This is a genomic window from Sanyastnella coralliicola (assembly GCF_030845195.1).
GTDB lineage: Bacteria > Bacteroidota > Bacteroidia > Flavobacteriales_D > Sanyastnellaceae > Sanyastnella > Sanyastnella coralliicola.
Genome location: NZ_CP132543.1, coordinates 3,650,431 through 3,670,516, shown reverse-complemented (window position 1 = coordinate 3,670,516; position 20,086 = coordinate 3,650,431). Strand labels below are relative to the sequence as shown.

Annotated in this window: 14 protein-coding genes; 4 read left to right on the top strand and 10 right to left on the bottom strand. The window is 48.2% G+C overall.

Features of this window, described 5'->3' with window-relative positions:
* Positions 1-17: 17 nt before the first annotated feature.
* The gene (radA, locus tag RA156_RS15165) at positions 18-1,379 is read left to right on the top strand and encodes a DNA repair protein RadA (RefSeq protein WP_306641285.1); all 1,362 of its coding nucleotides are present in this window, start codon (positions 18-20) and stop codon (positions 1,377-1,379) included.
* Here the strand turns inward: radA and rsmI are convergent.
* Genes rsmI through RA156_RS15150 form a run of 3 tightly spaced genes read right to left on the bottom strand, consistent with a single transcriptional unit; the run spans position 1,361 to position 3,374 of the window.
* A complete protein-coding gene (rsmI, locus tag RA156_RS15160; protein ID WP_306641284.1) occupies positions 1,361-2,053 on the bottom strand; it encodes a 16S rRNA (cytidine(1402)-2'-O)-methyltransferase in 693 nt (230 codons plus the stop codon). The genes radA and rsmI overlap by 19 nt on opposite strands.
* On the bottom strand, positions 2,050-2,982 hold the full coding sequence (locus RA156_RS15155; protein ID WP_306641283.1) for a DUF8457 domain-containing protein: 933 nt from the start codon (positions 2,980-2,982) through the stop codon (positions 2,050-2,052). Before RA156_RS15155 ends, rsmI begins: the two co-directional genes overlap by 4 nt.
* Positions 2,983-3,023: 41 nt before the next feature.
* On the bottom strand, positions 3,024-3,374 hold the full coding sequence (locus tag RA156_RS15150) for an MmcQ/YjbR family DNA-binding protein (protein WP_306641282.1): 351 nt from the start codon (positions 3,372-3,374) through the stop codon (positions 3,024-3,026).
* Between the two features lie 65 nt (positions 3,375-3,439).
* On the opposite strand from RA156_RS15150, the gene RA156_RS15145 reads away from it, so the two are divergent.
* Positions 3,440-3,688: a hypothetical protein gene (locus RA156_RS15145; RefSeq protein WP_306641281.1), complete on the top strand. Its 249-nt coding sequence runs from the start codon at positions 3,440-3,442 to the stop codon at positions 3,686-3,688.
* Here RA156_RS15145 and RA156_RS15140 read toward each other — a convergent pair.
* The 5 genes from RA156_RS15140 to RA156_RS15120 form a co-directional block, all read right to left on the bottom strand.
* A complete protein-coding gene (locus RA156_RS15140; protein WP_306641280.1) occupies positions 3,675-4,577 on the bottom strand; it encodes a PorP/SprF family type IX secretion system membrane protein in 903 nt (300 codons plus the stop codon). The genes RA156_RS15145 and RA156_RS15140 overlap by 14 nt on opposite strands.
* A complete protein-coding gene (locus RA156_RS15135; RefSeq protein ID WP_306641279.1) occupies positions 4,574-12,190 on the bottom strand; it encodes a T9SS type B sorting domain-containing protein in 7,617 nt (2,538 codons plus the stop codon). Before RA156_RS15135 ends, RA156_RS15140 begins: the two co-directional genes overlap by 4 nt.
* A gap of 66 nt (positions 12,191-12,256) precedes the next feature.
* Positions 12,257-13,186: a PorP/SprF family type IX secretion system membrane protein gene (locus RA156_RS15130; protein ID WP_306641278.1), complete on the bottom strand. Its 930-nt coding sequence runs from the start codon at positions 13,184-13,186 to the stop codon at positions 12,257-12,259.
* On the bottom strand, positions 13,186-14,169 hold the full coding sequence (locus RA156_RS15125; protein WP_306641277.1) for a T9SS type B sorting domain-containing protein: 984 nt from the start codon (positions 14,167-14,169) through the stop codon (positions 13,186-13,188). Before RA156_RS15125 ends, RA156_RS15130 begins: the two co-directional genes overlap by 1 nt.
* 131 nt (positions 14,170-14,300) lie before the next feature.
* Positions 14,301-14,810: an acyl-CoA carboxylase biotin carboxyl carrier protein subunit gene (locus RA156_RS15120; protein ID WP_306641276.1), complete on the bottom strand. Its 510-nt coding sequence runs from the start codon at positions 14,808-14,810 to the stop codon at positions 14,301-14,303.
* Between the two features lie 106 nt (positions 14,811-14,916).
* Between RA156_RS15120 and RA156_RS15115 the strand changes: the two genes are divergently transcribed.
* Positions 14,917-17,493 carry a M1 family metallopeptidase gene (locus RA156_RS15115; protein WP_306641275.1) on the top strand — a complete coding sequence of 859 codons (2,577 nt, stop codon included), beginning with the start codon at positions 14,917-14,919 and terminating at the stop codon, positions 17,491-17,493.
* A complete protein-coding gene (gene hemW / locus RA156_RS15110; RefSeq protein WP_306641274.1) occupies positions 17,493-18,617 on the top strand; it encodes a radical SAM family heme chaperone HemW in 1,125 nt (374 codons plus the stop codon). The genes RA156_RS15115 and hemW overlap by 1 nt, the downstream gene beginning before the upstream one ends.
* On the opposite strand, the gene RA156_RS15105 is transcribed toward hemW, so the two are convergent.
* Both RA156_RS15105 and RA156_RS15100 read right to left on the bottom strand, forming a co-directional pair.
* Positions 18,591-19,511, bottom strand: coding sequence for a DMT family transporter (locus tag RA156_RS15105; RefSeq protein ID WP_306641273.1), 921 nt, complete (start codon positions 19,509-19,511; stop codon positions 18,591-18,593). The genes hemW and RA156_RS15105 overlap by 27 nt on opposite strands.
* Positions 19,508-20,074, bottom strand: coding sequence for a DUF502 domain-containing protein (locus RA156_RS15100; RefSeq protein ID WP_306641272.1), 567 nt, complete (start codon positions 20,072-20,074; stop codon positions 19,508-19,510). The genes RA156_RS15105 and RA156_RS15100 overlap by 4 nt, the downstream gene beginning before the upstream one ends.
* Positions 20,075-20,086: the final 12 nt, after the last annotated feature.

Genomic DNA, 20,086 nt, shown 5'->3' with positions numbered 1-20,086 from the left:
TTTTTATAGCTTCCCTCGTGGCCAAAGTCAAAACAAAATACGTCTGCCAAAGCTGTGGCGCTACCGCCGCAAAATGGATTGGTAAGTGTCCTTCATGCAATGAGTGGAATACTTACGTTGAAGAATCTGTTCAACCAGATACTCGCCAGACGCGCAGGCGCGCCATGATTCCTGTGACGCAACAAAAGGCGGCTCCACTTCAGAGTTTCGAATCAAGCAGTGGTGTGCGCACTCCTGTTGATGATCAAGAGCTCGACCGCGTACTAGGCGGTGGACTTGTTCCTGGCAGCCTCATCCTTTGCGGGGGTGAGCCCGGAATTGGGAAATCAACCCTTTTGCTTCAAACGGCGATGCGCTTCTCAGGAGGCAACGTGCTGTATGTTTCTGGTGAGGAAAGCCCCGAGCAAATAAAGATGCGCGCTGAACGCATTGGCCCGCTAAAAGACAGCCTTTATGTTCTTCCCGAAACCAACGTGAAGATCATTGCCGAACAGGCAGAAGAACTCAACCCTTCTTTGATTATCGTTGACTCGATTCAAACGCTGTTTACACCAGAAATTGAATCTTCGCCTGGTAGTGTGAGCCAAATTCGAGAAACGGCAGCTGATCTTTTGACGATTGCCAAGACCAAGCACATCCCTGTATTCTTAATCGGTCACATCACCAAAGAAGGCTCACTCGCAGGGCCAAAAGTGCTAGAGCACATGGTTGACGTCGTGCTTCAGTTTGAAGGTGACCGTTTCCATGCCTTCCGCATTCTGCGTACAGTGAAGAACCGATTCGGCTCTACACACGAACTCGGGATATACGAGATGAACAGCAACGGACTTCAACCCGTGTTGAATCCTTCTGCTGTACTGATTGGTGAAAAAGACCCGTCGCTTTCAGGTTCAGCCATTGCGGCTTCCTTGGAAGGAATGCGCCCGCTCCTTTTGGAGATTCAGGCCCTCGTTAGTACCGCCGTTTACGGTACGCCGCAACGAAGCGCTACCGGTTATAATACTCGCCGATTGAACATGCTTCTTGCGGTTCTCGAAAAACGCTGCGGCTTCAAGTTGGGTATGAAAGACGTCTTCCTCAACATCGCTGGTGGTCTGCGCATTGAAGACCCTGCTATTGACTTAGCCGTTGTGGCTGCTTGCCTATCGAGCAGTTTGGATATCGCTCTGCCGTCAGATACAGTGTTCGCAGGAGAGATTGGGCTGTCTGGAGAAATCCGACCAGTCAGTCGCATCGAACAACGAATTTCGGAAGCGGAAAAAATGGGCTTCAAGCGCATGCTTGTGAGTTCATACACACGCAATGTGAAAGACTCTTACGGTAACTTGAAAGTGGTTGGCGTAGAGAAAGTCGCCGACATTCATCGACTGCTCTTCTGAGCGGCGTTTAAGCCTTGAAATACGACCACAAACTCGCCTTTAGGTGCATGGGCCTCAAAATGAGCCTTTACCTCGGCTAATGAGCCTCTAACGGTCTCTTCGTGGAGTTTGGTGATCTCTCGGCTGGCTGATACCAGACGCTCTTCGCCGCACTCCTCTATAAGCTGGGTAAGCAACTTGACAATTCGATGTGGTGATTCGTACATCACTGTCGTGGCGTCGTGTTGAGCAATCGCCTTTACCCTAGTTTGACGTCCTTTCTTCTGTGGAAGGAAGCCTTCGTAGATGAAACGATCTAGAGACATCCCACTCAAGACAAGCGCAGGAATAACAGCGGTTGGGCCTGGTAGCGATTCTACCTCGATTCCTCGTTCAATGCAGCCGCGCACCAACAAAAACCCTGGGTCACTGATTCCAGGACTTCCCGCATCCGAGATTTGGGCGTAGGTGTGCCCTGCCTCTAATTCTTCAAGAATGCGGTCTACAGTTTTGTGTTCATTGTGCGCATGGAACGAACGCATGGGCGTCTCGATGGCATAATGGCGAAGGAGTTTTGAGCTCGTACGCGTATCCTCAGCAAGGATTAAATCAACTTCGTTTAGGATCCGCACAGCGCGGTAAGTGATATCTTCAAGATTCCCGATCGGGGTCGGAACGAGATACAACTTGCTCATAAGAAGCGGCGTTCGATCAGGTCCATGAAGACTTCAACTACCTCATCCCCTTCTTCTTTCGACGCCAACTGTGGCACTTGATCATTCACCAACGACATCGCCTCCTCAAGTGAGTTGGAGCCATTCACGCCGTCAACAAAAGCATCATAAGAAGAGGCGTCTCCGTCAAACAGTTCGCGAATGAATTGGAACTTCTGGTTCAAGCCAATCGCTTTCCGAAGGTCTTCAATCGGAGAACGACTCAGCTTTGCGGCTAGGGAATCATCGTTGGGGTCAGGTTCTGATTTTTCAGACGGGTGCACTGGTGCAACGCTAACATTAGCCTCTTCTTCTATTTCTTCCTCTGATTCTTCTGGGTGCACATGTGCACCCCTAACCTCTGACTCTCCTTCTGATTCTAATTCCCCTTCTATCTCTCCCTCTAATTCTTTTTCTTCCTCTATCTCTTCAACATCACCAACAGGCTGAATCATCACCTCAGGAACATCAGGCGTTGGTTCAGAATCTGGGTTGTTTTCTTCTGCAGGCTGGTTTTCCGGACGCAAAGATGCGTCCCTCTCTAATTCTTCTGGGTGCACATGTGCACCCCTAGCCTCAGATTCTCCTTCTCCTTCTGATTCTTCCTCTTCCTCTTCCGTTTGATCAAGCAACATCGAAGAAAACAGATCATTCTTCTGGTTCGTTTCAGCTACCACCTCATCGATGGCGTCAATAAGAGAGGTTTGTCCTGGATGAATGCGGAATGGCGGGTTGTCATTAGGCTTCAATCCCTTTTCCGCGATAGCGTAACGCAAAGCAATCAGCCCTTCATACAACTCGCGAGACTGTTCAGTTAGACTGTGAACATCTTCGAATTTGAGCTCTCCTTTCTCTAGTTGTCCAAGGTTCTTGGCCAACATTTCTGCTATGTGCTTCAGCGTGTATTGCATGGGCTTATCTGATGCAAAAGTAGTGGGTTCATTACAAACTTTTAGAGCCCAGCGTCCATCCGCTGTTTTTTTGTCAATCCCTTGATGACCAAATGATAACTGTTGAGTACCCATTCTTCAAATAGTTTAGGCGGGATAGAACCATCCATATCAACGGTATTCCAGTGCTTTTTGCTCATATGATAACCTGGCCTAACGGCGGAATAGGTCTCTCTTAACTCGAGCGCCATGTCTGGATCGCATTTCAGGTTCACCCCTTCAAAACTATCAACGTCACATAAGGCGAACATCTTGCCCGCCACCTTGAAAACCAAGGTTTTATTGTCAAATGGGAAGGATTCTGTGACAGCAGGAAGCTTCAAACAGAATTCGCGAAACGTTTCGATGTTCATAACCTTTCTTCGGATTACTGGATATCAGTTCGAAGATGCAATAAACTTGATAAAAAGTCTTCTGCATGATTTTTCCTTGGGATGTTCGCAGAAAGAGCTGTCCTCATTGTCAATCTGAAGCACATGTGATTCCTGTGCTATATGGCAGTCTTTCAAGAAGAGCAGAAAAAGAAGTAAAAGCGGGTAAAGTACACTACGGAGGTTCAGTGGTCAGCCTAGATCGCGATCAATGGTATTGTACACTTCATCAACAGGCTTTCGGAAGTGCCTCTGAAGCCTTAGAAGAACAAGTAGCGGCGGCTAACGCTGATTAAAACGGAACCCGATCAAAATCTCGTGGGTGCCGGTTGTGTGCTCGCGCAGACCTGAAGTCGTCATATCATAGGCATAAGCGATCGAAACGCTTTCCATGTATTGATAACCGGCCATGGCAACCAACGCGTCATTGCTTCGGTAACTCAAACCAGCAAACACCATGTTCTGATACCACGCTCTCGTTGAGATTTCCCACTTCAGTGGGGTTGGGTTTACATACTTGACAAGGAACGAAGGCTCCACCATCCAATCATCGCTGAAGGTATAGCGGTATCCACCCATCACAAAGTAGTGGTCTTCCAAACGGTTGCTCGCTTGTTGCTGGCTATCGTAGAGGTTCATTTGATTCTGCAACAACTGTGGCAAAGAGAACCCAATGAAATACTTGTCTGTGTAAAGCATCGCGCCGAATGTGGCATCAACTACTGTTTCCGATCTCAACTCTCCAAATAGTGCGGGGTCGCCTTCTTCGGCCAAGGTGATTTTACTTCCGTCAATCGCGAATTGAATCGCGCCAGCAGAAAGTCCTAGGCCCAGCCGCATGTCTTCGTTCAAGAAGAAATGCCATGCGTAAGTCAGCTGAATTCCTGTTCTGCGTGTTGGTCCAACGTTATCTGTGAATAGATGTCCTCCTAAGCCAATGTGTGGATTCTTGAGAGGGCCTTGAAGTGACAACGTGAACGTTCTCGGTGCATCGGTAATGCCGGCCCATTGGCTGCGGTTCATTCCTTTGACATCGAAATAATCATTGCTACCTGCTACTGCTGGGTTCAGCACGAAGGCGTTGTCAAGGTACATGCTCAACTGCGGCAATTGTTGCGCGTTGATTTTTCCCGCTAGCGCGGAAAATAGCACGACGATCATGATATGTAGTGTCTTCGTCCTCATCGCAGTATGGTTACAGGTCCAGTCAATGTTGTCTTGAACTCTGGCTCATCGATGGTTATCACGTAGTAGTACGTGCCAATCGGCAGAGGGTTTCCGTTAAAGGTTCCATCCCAGGCGTTCGCATAGCCGCGATCATCCCTGAATAAGAGGTCTCCCCAACGGTTGTAGATCTCCACGTTTAGTGAAGGGTAGAACAAGTTGTTTCCAAGAGTCCACAAGTCGTTCATGTTGTCTCCATTTGGCGTGAATCCAGAAGGAACATCTAGTTCAGGAATCACGGTCACCATCACAGAGTCAATGCTCACACATCCATTCAAGTCGGTCACCTCCAACACGAAAATGGCGTTCTCCGTCATCTCCACAGTGGTTGGATTTGGTACGTCGTCTCCTAGTAAGAGGTCTGATGGCGTCCAGACAATCAAGTTTTCTTCATCTGCAGCTGGGTTACCTCCAAGCGTTGTTTGCTCTTCGAAGTACACCTCTTGATCTAATCCAGCATCTGCAAGTGGAAGGTCATAAATCGTCACCAGAACAGTGTCTTGTGAGATACAATCACCGTCTTGAGCTACATAAATGAACTCATACACTCCAGGGTCAAGGAAGATGTCTAGAAGGTCACCAGAATCAATCTGTGTACCTAGGCTGTCTGCCCAGAATGATCCATCACCACCTGTGTTGGTGCCAATTAGATTCGTCTCGATTCCAAAACAGTGCGCTGCATCAGGCCCTGCATCTGCAGTTACATCTCCAGAGAAACCTACAGGGATATCTTCGACGGAAACTTCACAACCGTTGGCATCGGTTACCACCACGTTGTAGTTACCTACAGGAATGTCTAGTAGATCTTCCGTGTCAAAGGTATTCGCCTCTTCGTCTTCCCAAACGAAGGTGAACTCAGGTGTTCCTCCTTCTATGGTGATCTCGATGGATCCATCAGAAGAAATCAGACAGCTTGTGTTGTTGATTTCGTCGAGAGAAATGGTCAGTTCTTCTGGTTCGTTGATGTCAAAGCTGAATACTTGAACACATCCATTGGCGTCACCGAGTGTCAACTCGTAGGTGCCTAATTCAAGGCTGAAGATGTCTTCTTGAGTGCTAGAGAAACCGTTTGGCCCAATCCAGAAGGTGCTGTATGGTGCTTCACCTCCAGCAATCAAGATCTCAATCGATCCGTCGGCCGCACCGAAACAAGAAATATCAGTCAGTACCGTATCAAGTTCGAATGGTTCAGGATTTACTAGTGTGATCGTCTCGCTTACGACACAACCAAAAGCGTCAGAGACAGCCACATGGTACTCGCCAGCAGCGAGGTTGTCATAAGTTTCTCCCGTGGCTACAGGTATATCGTCTTCGTACCAAGCCACATCGTATGGTGCGATACCTCCAGACGGTGTGACAGTAATTGAGCCATCATTAAATCCTGGACAGCTTGGCAAGATCGTATCAATCTCAAAGACAATCTGTGGGTTTTGTGCCAGCACCAACAATGTGTCAAGGGTACAGAAATTCAAGTCTGTTACGGTCAGTTCGTATCCTCCTGCTGGTACATCGAATAAGTCTTCATCAGAAGAAACAAAGTCACCTGGACCTGTCCAGTCATAAGTGAATCCACCTACACCTCCAGTAGCCGTGATTTCGATGGATCCGGTTGAATCTCCGAAACAAGCAATGTCTGTGAGGATGGCATCAAGTAGCAACGCTTCTGGTGCTTCCACACAAGCTGTGTCTTGGGCAACACAACCGTTATCATCAATGATTTCAAGGTAATAACAACCCGGAGCCAGGTCACTTAAGCTTTGCTCAGTAGACGTGAAACCGTTGTCGCTTGTCCAGTTGATCGTGTATGGCTGTGTTCCGCCATCGATCGCTGCGAGAATCGTCCCGGTGTTGCCGTCAGCACATAGTAGATCGCCTTCCACGAGGGTGGTGATCAACGAATCTGGTTGGTCAACCGTGAACGTACTTGCTAACAAACAGCCGAGGTCATCTATTACTTCAATTGCGTAATCACCAGCTTCCAAATCAGCGATGTCTTCTTGATCTGAGGTGAAGCCGTTCGGGCCAGCCCAACTATAGGTGAATGGCGCTGTTGCTCCCACTACGGTAAGATCAATCGCTCCATTGGCATCTCCGAAACATAGCGGAGTCGTAATGTCTGCCTCGAGTTCACCAGCGTTATCTGCCAATGTGATTTCCGCGGTAGCGAAACAACCCAAATCATCAAAAACCTCAAGGAAGTAGCTGCCTGAAGGAATGTCTTCTAGAAGCGCTTCAGTGCCAATAAGGGCATTCCCATTGTCGAGGTCATACCAGAAGTAAGTGTAATCGTCAGCAACCTGTCCGCCGCTAACCACAGCTTCAAGAGCCCCGTCGTTTGCTAGACAGTTCGGTTGAACCGTAGTCACATCAATCGTAACCGCAGGGTTCTCAGTAACCGTCAAGGTGGTGTCTAGGGTACAACCAATGGCATCGGTAACCACTAAGTTGTAATCACCTGGCTCAAGCAAGGCAATGTCACTGTTGGTGTTTGTGAATCCATCAGGACCAGACCACACGAAATCGAAAGGTGATTCACCGCTTGTAATCGAGGTCGAGATGGAGCCATCATTATCACCTGCACAAGTAATGTTCGTTACAACGAAATCCGCTTCCACGCTAGTGGTTTGAATAACCTCTACTGAAAGCACCTCAGAACAACCGTTGAAGTCTTCCACCTGCAGATCATAAATACCTGCTTCGAGGCCTGTCAAATCTTCTTGGTCTGAAACAAAGGCATTCGGACCAACCCATGAAATGGTGTAATCAGGTGTTCCTCCGGTAATTGTCAAATCAATGCTTCCATTGTCAGTTGCGCCACAAGAAACAGGCGCAGTAGCAGCGGTTAGTACAAGCGTTTCAGGCTCAGATAATGTCACCAAAAGCGAAGATTGACATCCAAGTTCGTCAACCACTGTTACCGTGTAATCACCCGCTTCAAGGTCTGCAATATCTTCTTGGTCAGAAACGAATCCGTTAGGACCAACCCACCCAAGGGTGATGTTACCCGTTCCTCCTGTGATCGTTAGATCAATCGCTCCATTCGTATCACCGCTACACAACGGATCTGTTGCGTCACTATCGAGCTGAATGGCATCGCTGTCGCTAATTGTAAACCCTTGGGTAAGGAAACAACCATTGTCATCAGTCGCAGTGACAAAGTAATTGCCTGCTGCTAGGTCTGAAATGGTTCCTCCATTTCCAATGGAGATCATATTCTCGTCAAACCACTCAATGGTGATTGGGTCAACTCCGCCTGTTGCTGTTGCTTCAGCGCTTCCTGAGTTATCACCACATGTTGAGTCTTCTGTATTGAGGTCAATGGTAATCGGCGTCTCTTCTGAAACATCATAGCTCGCAGAGAACAAACAACCCTGACTGTCAACCAAGTCAAGCTGGTAGCTACCCGCTTCCAAGTCGAAAAGGTCTTCTGCTACGGAGTTAAATCCAGGGGCTGTCCAAACGGTCACGTATGGTCCTACACCTCCTGTAATATCAATTTCAATGGCTCCTGTTGCTCCTCCTCCACACAGCACGTTCGTGATGGTCGCGTCAACTTGAATCTCATCTGGAGCAACCACATCAATCGTCAAATTGGCATCACAGTTTCCAGAATCAACGATGAATAGGTCATAGCTGCCCGCCTCAAGATTTGAAATGTCTTCTGCGGTAGAGTTAAATGCGTTTGGACCTGTCCACGTTACGAAGTATGGCGCTGTTCCTCCTGAGATTTCAATGTCAATAGCTCCTGTGTTGTCTCCAAAACACAAAGGATCAGTTACGTTCACATCAACATCCAAGGATATCGGCTGAACGAACTCAAATGATTGAATCAATTCACAGTCAAAATTATCAAGGATGGTCACTTCGTAGGTTCCCGCCTCGAGGTTGTCAATGTCTTCGTCTGTACTGTTGAACCCATTCGGACCAGTCCAGCTAATGTCGTACGGAGGAAGTCCGCCTGAAACCGTCAGATCAATTGCCGCGATAGGGTCTCCTGAACAATCGAGTTCCGTTAGATCCGCAGTGGCCGTCAACGGGTCTGGTGCGGTCAGGTCTGCGCTTGCCGTGAAGATACATCCAAGGTCATCTGTCACTGTCAAGTCATAAACACCCTGTGCTTCATCAACGAGGTCTTCATCAGTGCTCGTAAAGCCGTCAGGACCTGTCCATGACACGTCATAAGGAGGTTGACCTCCAGTGATGGTAATGTCAATTGAGATCAAGTCATCAGCACACAAAGGAAGCGCCGTCGAGAAATCAACCATGATAGGGCTGTTCTCATTGATGGTCACCGCCTGTGTTTCTGTACAACCTAGATCGTCTGTCACTGTCAAGTCGTAGGTTCCTGCTTCGAGGTTATCGATGTCTTCGTCGTTAGAAGCAAAGCCGTTTGGCCCTGTCCAAGAGATGCTTAAATCTCCTGTTCCTCCGCTGACTGTCAAGTCAATGGCTCCGTTGGTATCTCCGGCACACTGAACGTGCGTTACGTCTACAGAGATGTCAATTGCTGGTGCTTCTGTTAACGTGATGACAGGCAGCACGACAGAACATCCGGAACCGTCGGTTACCGTGGCTTCGTAATCTCCCGCTGGTAAGTCAGTCAAGATGGGTCCGTTATCGCCGCTATCCCATGAAACAGTAACCGGATCAACACCTCCATTAATGGTCAATGTGATCGACCCCGTAGCTTCGCCATTACATTCTGGATCTACAGAATCAACCGTTACATCAATCGCATCCGGTTCGGTAATCTCAACGCTCGATTCAGTGAAACAACCGTTCTGATCTACGACCAACACGTTGTAGAAACCTGGTTCCAATCCTGAGATATCTTCCATCGTAGAGATGAAGAGGTTCGGGCCCGCCCAGCTAACGTCGTATGGTGGTTGACCGCCAGCAATGCTGAGGTCAATAGCCGCATCATCTGCGCCGTTACAGCTGATTGGTGTGACGTCTAAGGTCAACACAATCGGAGGTAGTTCACTCACAGTGTAGGTGGCAAGAACTTGACAACCTTCTACGTCAGTTACTACAACGTCGTAGTCACCGGCTTCAAGATTTGTAATGTCTTCGTCGGTAGAGGTAAATCCATTTGGGCCTGTCCAGTCGACATCATAGTCCGGTGTTCCACCAAGAATAGAAAGATCAATTTCACCATCACCAGCACCTCCACATGAAAGGTCTGTGATGTCTGGTATCAACGTAATTGGGTCTGGTTCCGCAATTACTGCTGTCGTGAAGCCTTGACAACCTGCGTCATCAGTCACAGTGAGATCATAGGTGCCCGGACCTAAATCAACCAAGTTTTGGTCAGTACTCACAAAGCCGTTCGGGCCTGTCCAGCTGAAATCATAAGGCGCTGTACCACCAGCAACAGTCACTGTAATCGACGCATCATTTGCCCCGTTACAGCTAATTGGTGTGATGAACACGATGAACACCAACGGATCTGGGTCTTCCAATTCATAGCTAAAGAAGGCCTGACACCCATTGTCATCAGTCACCACAAGGTCATAGGTTCCTGGTTCCAGTCCTGAAATCGATGTGCCTGTGGTGTTGAATCCTCCTGGCCCCGTCCAATCGGCGTCGTACGGATTGGAACCTCCAGTGATGCTGATGTCGATTTGACCATCATCTGCTCCGCTACAAGAGATCGGAGTAATGGTTTCATCCACGTCAATCGGGAAAGGCGAAGTAATGTTGTAGCTGAAAAATGCCTGGCAACCGTTGTCGTCTGTAACTACAAGGTCATACACACCATTCTCCAGGTTTGAAATATCTTCATCACCGCTCGTGTAGCCGTTCGGGCCTGTCCAATCTGTGGTATAGTTTGGCTGACCGCCGGAAATAGAGATCTCAATGGATCCATTGGCGTCACCAAAACATTCAATGTCTTCGATGTCTTCGTCAACAACAATCGCATCAGGATTGTCCAAAGTCACGCTCAAGAGCGCCTGACATCCATTCTGATCTGTTACCGTTAGATCGTAGGTTCCAGCTTCAAGGGTTGTCAGATCTTCGTCGGTAGAAACAAAGCCGTTCGGACCTGTCCAATCAGTATCATACGGGGCAAGTCCACCATTGATGGTAATTTCAATTGTTCCGTCGTTTCCTCCATCACAAGAAGGGTCGTTGCTGTTGTCTAGCGTAATGGTAACCGGTGGCTCTTCGGTAATGACAAAAGCTGTGTCATAAGAACACCCGCCGATATCGGTAATCGTCACCGTGTAGCTATTTGCATCAAGGCCTGTTACCGTGTTTCCGTCGTCTCCAGTAGACCAGTCTACTTGGTACGAACCACCGGTTCCTCCTTCAGGGTTGGCTGTCACCGCTCCGGTTGAAGTGCCGTTACATAGTACGTTCGTGATATCAAGGTTGGCGTAGATTGGAACTACTTCAACCACAAAAGAGGTGTCAAAAGCACACCCGTTTAGATCTGTAAATTCAAGGGTGTTGTTTCCTTCACAAAGTGCGAAAGCGGTCTGCGTTGTTTCGCCGTTACCCCAGTCGAAGTCGTAAGGAGCTACACCACCAATTACAATCGGTGTCCCCGATCCATCACAATTTCCTGTACATGATGGCGGTGTGTAAATGAAGTCGAATACCGTCAACGGTGGCGGCTCCGTCAACTGCACGTTGTCTACGCAAGTGATTCCCTGTCCTTGATCAGTAACAAGTACGGTGTATGTACCTGCGCCAAGTCCTGTATATGATTGTAAGAAGCCTGGGCTGTCGCCACCAATCCATTGGAATGAGAACGGTCCTACGCCGCCTACTACCGATACGGTAGCTTCGCCGTCTTCCGCGCCATTACAGCTAATATCTTCTCCGTTGTAGTTTGTTGCTACTGAAGCGGTAATCGTAAACGGTGTTTGACCCGGCCCTGTACCACAGGTGGCTGTTCTTGCCACATTTACTGTGAGTGCTCCAGGGTTAATCGTCGCTTCATCATTTGGCCATATACTTGGCTCGAATTCGTCAACTTCAACTCCTGAGTCTACTTCAAGTTGTTCGTTCACGTAGATCTTTCCGCTGGCCACGTCCAATTCCGCGCGAGCGTCAGAAAAAAGAAAACGATCACACACCACACCTCTTCCATTCAAATGGAACAAGCACTCATCTCCAGAGATGGTGCCGCCAGTGTGTATGGTTTTCAATAAGTGTGCTTCACAGCCATTGTTGAAATGGAAATTTGTGGCTTGAGCTTGAGCGAGGTCGATCTGATGAACCCCTGCAGAGAACGTTACCTGGGGAATAGAAATGACCAAGTTGTTGCCGATGAGGTCTCCTGATACATTCAGGGTTCCGTTTCCGGTGAGTTGTACTTGGGCATCTCCTTCTGAGATAAGGTCTGCGCATTGGGCAGTCTCATCAATCGTGATCTGGGCGTTTGAAGGAATGACTACATAATCGGTTGCAGCAGGCAGCCCAATGCCATTGGCTCCTTCCGAAGAAGACCAATGCGAAGGGTCATTCCAAGATCCATTTCCTCCTACCCAGGAATACTGGCTAGAAGCAACGGATGCCAGCAGGCAAAAGCCCACGAAAAAGAAGAGGCGAAAGGTTGATATCAAGTGTTTTCGATTTATACCTTCCTCCCCATACGTATAGGGTGGTCGTGTTGTTTCAGTCTGGGGGGCTTATTGATAAGCCGCACAAGGCACCGCTCTGCCTTCATTTCCTGCACACGCCTGAATTCCAAGCACTACTTCATGCGTGTGACGCCCGTCAAATCTAATTCTCGACAATGCGAAGTCATACGCATAGCCAAGGGTTACATATCGGAAAAGGTCTACACGAAGGAGTCCGGTAATCCCACTTTCACTGCGGAAACCAACTCCTACTTGAACCTTCTCTTTGTAATCAAACATTGCTGTGAGGTCAATCGACGCTCGTGAAGAAGCCACGTATTGCAAGTGAGCTGATGGCTTAAACATAAACCCATCTTGCATCTCAATCGCTCTACCTGCAGCAAACGAATAGTGTCTTCTCAATGCAGATCCTGGTAGAATCGAAAGGGCGTTCTCTGTCAAGTTGTGAATGGCAAAACCATAGAAACGATCTTCTTTATACAACCAAAGACCAAATTGAATCTGCGGGAATAAAAACTCACTAGATGACCCTGCAAATGCCGGGTCGTTCACCACCTGAACATCAGGCAACACCACCCCGCCAAGGTCAATCCGGTACTGCATGAACCCAACTCCAATACCTGCGCTGAGGTAATACTTGCGGTTCATCTTCATGTGATAAGCATACACCCCGTTCATTCCAGTGAAGCCAATCGGACCGGTATCATCTGTAAACACCTGTCCACCCACTCCGTGGAAGTTGTGTTTCTTCTTTCCGAAAGACCCGTGAATATTACCAAAAGCTGTTCGTGGTCCTTCGCCAATTCCCATCCATTGTCTGCGATAACCGATCTTCATGTCGAGACATGGTTGTGAACCTGCAACGGCAGGGTTGATCTGAAGGTAATTCAGGACGTAATGCGAATACAACGGCATTTGCTGACCATTCATTGAGAGGCCTGAAAGCGCTAGTATGCTGATGAGCAGAATCTTCTTCATTAGTGCACCAGTGTTATTGCGCCGGTAATCGGGTCAATTTGAATGTCTGTTGAATTCAGCTCAATCACGTAGTAGTAAGTCGCTGTTGGAAGTCTCTTTCCGCGATTTGTTCCATCCCAAGGTTCAGCGTATCCAATGTCTTTGAACACCACTTGCCCCCAACGATCAAACACGGTGATTTGGGCATTCGGGAAATCAGAGATTCCACTGATCTTCCAGAGATCGTTGATTTCATCGCCGTTTGGTGTGATCGTATTCGGGATTCCGACGGGTGGGCCCACGATGATCGTCACAATGTCTGTCACCTCGCAATCACCAACAAAACCTGTTACGGTGTACTCCGTTGTTTCATTTGGAATCGCTACAACTTCGTTACCAATAGCAGTGTCAAGTGTCAATGCCGGGCTCCAAGAGTATCCCGGAATCGCTTCTGCCCCACTGGCGTTAATCGTAGCGCTCTGTCCGAGGGAAATCTCTTGATCACAACATGCGTTGATATCCACCGCTGGACCGTCAATGCTGACGTTGAAGTCACATGGCCCGTTCGCTGGGTCATGGTTCGTACCCAGAATCACGATGTAGTCGGTGTTCGCCGAGAGGTCATCACTTTCTAAGGAAAAGTCAAGTGTATCCGATAAGCAGTCAGAAACCTGAACGTAGCTAATCGGTTGACACGGGTCACCTCCTGCTGGTATTTCTACGATGATCGCTTGGATCGTGTCATTGCCACCATTGGTCATGCAATCGATGCCACTCACTGAAAGCGTGACATTGCCTGTGTTGTTGGCATTGGTGTTCGTAGAGAAACTGTAGTAATTCGTGTAGAGGGCATCCATGCAGCTGAAAGCAACAGGAGCCGCATTCGTCAGCGAATCCGGGTTTGAAGTTTCTGCGCAAAGTAGCGTAGGCGATCCACAGTCTTGAGCAAGGGTCTGAAAACCACTCAAAAGACACAGGATGAGTATTGTTGTAAATCTGGTCATAACACAGCTTTTCGCGTGCTGTACGTCAAAAAATAAAGGTACAACTAGCACAGGGCCCTCCACGGAGCCGCTCGCTTATTTTTCACACGCTTGTGTGTATAGAACGCTAAAAAGAAGGAAAGCGTTCCCGCCTATGATTCGAATTCTATCAGAAGGGCGTTTTTCTCGATGGCTGCACCTTTCTCAACGCCAACGGCTTTGATGGCGCCGTCACGTGGTGCTTTGATGACATTTTCCATCTTCATGGCTTCCAAAATCAAGATCGGCTCGTCTTTCTGAACTTCTTGTCCTGGAGATACCATCACGTCGATCACTAGTCCTGGCATTGGTGCCTTCACTTTACGCTGCAATGCTCCGGCTCCTGCTCCCATTCCCATTTTCTCGAGAAGTTGGTCAAGCTCTGATTTTAGATCTACTTCGTAACGACTAGACCCAATGCTCAACACTGCTTTCTTCGCTTCGTGATCTACTTCAATGATGTCGATAACGAACTGACGTGCCCCACCACCTGGCTTCACCATAAGTTGCGTGTCAGAAATCGGCTCAACCACCGCGTCGTTGGTTACACCGTCGATAAGGAGTTTCGTAGCGCTCTGCTCGAATTCCCAACTATCTTTTCCGTTTACTGTGACTTTCGACATCTCGAAGAATTTTCCGCTAAACTACTAAATAGCTGAAGCAATCTTGACAGGCGGTTGAACAGAACTAGCGCTGATTAACGATGTTTGTACTCATAGAACGCGATCTATGATCAGAATTATCCTTCCCCTATCTCTGTGTTTCTTGCTGGCAGCCTGTGGTGTCATCCGTGAAACTACAGCTCCAGAACCCATTGAGATCGTTCTCGATGAAATAGAAATCACCCCTGAAAAGCCTCGTGAGCTTCGTCCAACCGAAAAGAAGGTGCACGACCTTCTTCACACACGTCTCGACGTTAGTTTCGATTGGCAAAACCGCTACCTAAACGGGGTGGCTGAGCTCACGCTGAAACCTTGGTTCTACCCTTCTGATCGCTTGATTCTCGATGCCAAAGGCATGGACATCAACAGCGTGGTTCTTCTAGATTCTGTGGAAACGCCTTTGACTTTTGAGTATGACGGTTTGTTCCTTGACATTTCGCTAGCGCGGAAATACAGTCGATTCGAAGAATACACCTTGCGCATTGATTACGTTGCTAAACCGGATGAATTCGAAGCGCAAGGAAGCGCAGCCATTACCGATGCGAAAGGGCTGTACTTCATCAACCCTGATAGCTCCGAAGTAGACAAGCCAACCCAAGTCTGGACCCAAGGGCAAACGGAGTCAAGTTCTGTATGGTTCCCCACCATTGATACCCCTGCGGAGCGCATGACACAAGAAATTTTCATGACTGTGCGCAAAGAGTTCCAAACGCTATCGAACGGGACGCTCATCTACAGCAACTTCAACGCCGACAACACGCGCACTGATTATTGGAAGATGGACCTCGCTCACCCTCCTTACCTTGCGATGATGGCAGCTGGAGATTTCATCATTGCGCATGACAGCTGGGAAAAGGCCAATGGCGCAGAAATCCCTGTGAATTACTATGTCGAGCGTGACTATGCTAATTACGCCTATAACATCTTCGGGAACACCCCAGAAATGCTGACGTTCTATAGCGATGTGCTCGATTACGAGTACCCTTGGGATAAATACTCTCAAATCATCGTGCGCGACTACGTTTCTGGTGCCATGGAGAACACCACCTCGGTGATTCACGGTGAGTTCCTAAATCAAACAGACCGCGAGCTGCTCGACTATGATTATGAAGACGTGATTGCACATGAGCTGTTCCACCATTGGTTCGGTGATCTTGTGACCTGTGAAAGCTGGTCACACCTTCCGCTGAACGAGTCATTCGCCACCTATGGTGAGTACCTATGGGCGGAATACAAAAACGGAGTAGACGAGGCTGACTTCCGCGGTTGGCAAAGTGAGCGTGGTTATATCAATGAAGCGCGTACGAAGCGCGTTCCACTCATTCGTTTTGAATATGACGATAAGGAGGATATGTTCGACGCGCACTCATACAATAAGGGAGGGCGCATCTTACATATGCTTCGTCGCACAGTGGGTGATTCCGCCTTCTTTAAGTCGCTCAATGTTTACCTCAAAGAGAACGCTTTCAAAGATGCCGAAGCCGACAAGCTGCGTCATGCATTTGAAGATGTTACCGGACTAGACCTCAACTGGTTCTTTGACCAGTGGTTCTACCAGGCAGGACACCCTGAATTGACTTACAGCTACTTCTACGATGACTCGCTCAAGCAAATGCAAGTGGTCGTGGAGCAGACTCAAAACCTAGATAACAATCCATTGTACAGCTTCCCTGTGCAATTGGACATCTACTACGGAGATGATGTTGTTCGTCATGAAATCATGGTCTCTCAAGAAGAAGAAGTTTTCCGATTTGACGTGAGCGAAGAGCCGAGTTGGATTGATGTTGACGCGAACCGCGCACTGCTTTGTGAAAGGGATGACCGCAAACCTGAAGACTGGTGGGCTAAACAATTCATGAAAGGAGGCGACTTCCGTCACCGCTTGGAAGTCTTGGAACACATTGATAAGGATCCAAAGCAAGAACACGCCATGATTCTGGAGGCCGCGCTAAGCGATCCTCATTGGTACATTCGATCGAAGAGCATGAGCCTTCTTTCAGAATTAGACACCATTTCGGATATGGCGTTGAAGGAAATTCAGTTGATTGCTCAAAACGATCCGAAAACGAGCACGCGATCACGTGCCATTCGCTTCTTAGCTGAAGATGCTCCTGAGCTTATCACAGAAGCTGACCTCATCGCGGGTATCGAGAAAGAGCGCAGTTACTTCATCAATGCAGCGTCCCTCGAGGCGTTGGCGAGTGTCAATATGGAAAAAGCCGTTGGCTATGCGAATGACATGGCTGGTTCTGAGTCTAGTGATGTTCTTGAGGCTATCGCCGAAGTGTATATTGCCTCTGGCGAACCTTCACACCAATCATTCTTTGAGCTGCAAATCAGAGAAAAGTCGCCGTTCATGAAGTACGGCTTACTACAGCAGTACGCCGCTTACCTACAAACCCAAAATGCCGAAACCTGTCGATCAGCCCTTTCATTGGTTGAAGAAGTTTCCGCGGACCCTGGTGTTTGGTGGGTCAATGTTTCAAACTACCGATTACTCAATGCAGTGATCGTCCATTTGGAATCAATGTCTGTGGAGGGCGTAGATAATCCCGTCTTGGAAGACGCTCGAGAACTGCATGCACGCCTGCTTGAAAACGAAGAAAACCCTTCACTTCAAGGGGTCTTGAGCGAATTAGAATAATGGCGGGAATTTATCTGCACATACCGTACTGCAAACAAGCGTGTCACTACTGTGATTTCCATTTCAGCACTGTCATGGATACTGCTGAGGATATGCAGCGCGCTATGCTTAAGGAACTTCGCCTGCGCATAGATGAAGCCGAGGGCGGCATCAACAGCATTTACTTCGGAGGAGGAACACCAAGCATCTTGTCTCCAAACTCGATTCGGGAGTTCATCGACTTTGTCCGCTCGAACGCTTCCCTGAACCCTGACGCTGAAATTACCTTAGAGGCCAACCCTGACGACTTGCTTCCAGAGAAGTTGGCCGCGTGGAAAGAAGCAGGAATCAACCGCCTTTCTATCGGAATCCAGTCATTCCGCGATAGCGATTTGAAGTGGATGAACCGAGCGCACAATGCTGAAGAAGCCTTACGTGCTGTTGACCGTGCTACAAATGCCGGCTTTCATTCGCTCACCGTCGATTTGATCTATGGCGTTCCCTTGTGGAAAGGAAAAGAGTGGGAAGAAAACCTCAACCACCTGTTTAGCTTAGACATCAATCACTTCTCAGCCTACATTTTGACCGTAGAAGAAGGCACGGCCTACGGACATCAAGTGCGCAAGGGCAAGGCGCCCATCGCACCAGAAGTACAGTTGGCGCATGAATATGAACTACTCTGTTCACTCGCTCAAAAACATGGATTCTCGCATTACGAGATCTCGAACTTTGCTCGAAATCAGCATAAAGCTCAACACAACTCATCATACTGGGAAGGCACGCCCTACCTCGGAATTGGTCCTGGCGCTCACTCATTCGTGAATGGACAACGCCGATGGAACGTCAGTCACAACCGCAAGTATATCAATGCGCTCCTTCAAGACGCGCCGTACTTTGAAACCGAAGACCTCTCCCCTCTTGATCGATACAATGAGTCATTGATGACCGGTCTCAGAACAGCACGCGGCATCAACTTGGAAGAAATGAATACACACTTCGGAACGAACCCTTCAATGGTGGAACCCAAAGAGTGGAAACAGGCGCTAGAGCGAGGTCAAATAATTCGTGAAGAAAATCGCTTCCGTGTAGCGGAACCCTTTTGGATGATTGCTGATGATTTAGCCGCCCGTTTCTTCGCTGTCTAAGGTCCCAATGTCATTCTTCGCCTCAGACCCTTTTCTTTTCATGAGTGCGTCAACGAATAGCGAGCCCAAAATGATAATGGCGCCGAGATAAAACCCCGAAGTCATTTTCTCTTCTTCACCGAATATGAGCAGCGCAAGCAAGATGCTGTAGACGGGTTCCAAATTAATCGTGAGGGCTACAGTAAACGGTGAAAGCACCTTCATCACCTCAACACTGATCACAAAGGCGAACGCGGTGGCAATGGTTCCTAATAGAAGCAACCATGTCCAATCTTCACGGCTCAATTCTACGAGCTCCTCATTCACTCCTCCGGTGGCGTATAAGTAGATCAATACACCGATCGTTGCCGAGAGCATCTCATAGAAACTGATGTTTACCGCATCTCGATGTTTGATTTGGATCGCGTTGAAGGTGCTAAATGCTCCCGCGAGAAATGCGCTTATCAGTGCTAATAGAATCCCCAACTTGTACTGCGTTTCAAAGCTGAAGATGAAGATCAAACCAACAATCACCAGTACCCCTAGAATAATCTCTCGGTAGTCAAGTTTTCGTTTGGTGACCAAGGGATCGAAGATGCTTACAAAAAGCGCTGAAGACGCCAAAGTAGCTAATGCAACCGATACAGTCGAGACTTTGATCGCGGCGAAAAACGTAATCCAGTGAGCAGCTGCCACCAATCCAATACCGGCCATTTGGAGAACGACTTTGGGTTCGTATCTCCTCATGTTACCATTGAACCCGAGAAACAATCCAAGTGCGGCGGCAGCTATGGCGCATCGCCAAAAAACCAAGGGCACCGCATCAATCGAAATCAACTTTCCTAAGATTCCAGTGAAGCCGAAGATGAGCACGATCACGTGCATCAACAACAGATTTTTCGTGCGGGAATTCATGGTTCTTCGTCTATTTCAGCAACTCCACCTGACACGATGTATTTCATTACTTCAGATGAGTTCTTGTCGATCGGTGTAATGTTGGATCTTGGAACGATAAATACATTGCCTGTGTAGCTATAGGAATGCGGGAAATACACCGCCACTTTCCCTTCTGGGCTATCCAAAAGCAATAGGTCTTCATCGGTAACAAAGCCGATGCGTTCGAGTTCTGACTCCCTCGAAAGCTTGACTAAAACCGGCTGGTTGAATCGTTTCTTCTGGCCAACAAAAGCCGATAGTAAATCCGTAATGGAAGAGTACAAGGTCTTCACCAAAGGAATCCGATCAATCAAGGAATTGAACCAGTTTCGAATCGGAGTGGCAACGAAGGTTGATCCCAAGAAACCAATCAGGGTAACAACAGCTACAAGAATGATTAACCCAGAACCAGGGAACTGCTTTTCTACAGGCAAAAGCCCATCAAGGAAAACGAAAAGTCGATAGATGATGAACACCGTAATGGCGATGGGAACAATGAAAATGATCCCGTTCAGAAAGAAACCGAGTATTCTGCGCAGCATGACGGAATTTTC

Coding starts and splice junctions, on each gene's coding strand:
- rsmI (WP_306641284.1), bottom strand. CDS start 2,053: ATGAGCAAGTTGTATCTCGTTCCGACCCCGATCGGGAATCTTGAAGAT.
- RA156_RS15155 (WP_306641283.1), bottom strand. CDS start 2,982: ATGCAATACACGCTGAAGCACATAGCAGAAATGTTGGCCAAGAACCTT.
- RA156_RS15150 (WP_306641282.1), bottom strand. CDS start 3,374: ATGAACATCGAAACGTTTCGCGAATTCTGTTTGAAGCTTCCTGCTGTC.
- RA156_RS15145 (WP_306641281.1), top strand. CDS start 3,440: ATGATTTTTCCTTGGGATGTTCGCAGAAAGAGCTGTCCTCATTGTCAA.
- RA156_RS15140 (WP_306641280.1), bottom strand. CDS start 4,577: ATGAGGACGAAGACACTACATATCATGATCGTCGTGCTATTTTCCGCG.
- RA156_RS15130 (WP_306641278.1), bottom strand. CDS start 13,186: ATGAAGAAGATTCTGCTCATCAGCATACTAGCGCTTTCAGGCCTCTCA.
- RA156_RS15125 (WP_306641277.1), bottom strand. CDS start 14,169: ATGACCAGATTTACAACAATACTCATCCTGTGTCTTTTGAGTGGTTTT.
- RA156_RS15120 (WP_306641276.1), bottom strand. CDS start 14,810: ATGTCGAAAGTCACAGTAAACGGAAAAGATAGTTGGGAATTCGAGCAG.
- RA156_RS15115 (WP_306641275.1), top strand. CDS start 14,917: ATGATCAGAATTATCCTTCCCCTATCTCTGTGTTTCTTGCTGGCAGCC.
- hemW (WP_306641274.1), top strand. CDS start 17,493: ATGGCGGGAATTTATCTGCACATACCGTACTGCAAACAAGCGTGTCAC.
- RA156_RS15105 (WP_306641273.1), bottom strand. CDS start 19,511: ATGAATTCCCGCACGAAAAATCTGTTGTTGATGCACGTGATCGTGCTC.
- RA156_RS15100 (WP_306641272.1), bottom strand. CDS start 20,074: ATGCTGCGCAGAATACTCGGTTTCTTTCTGAACGGGATCATTTTCATT.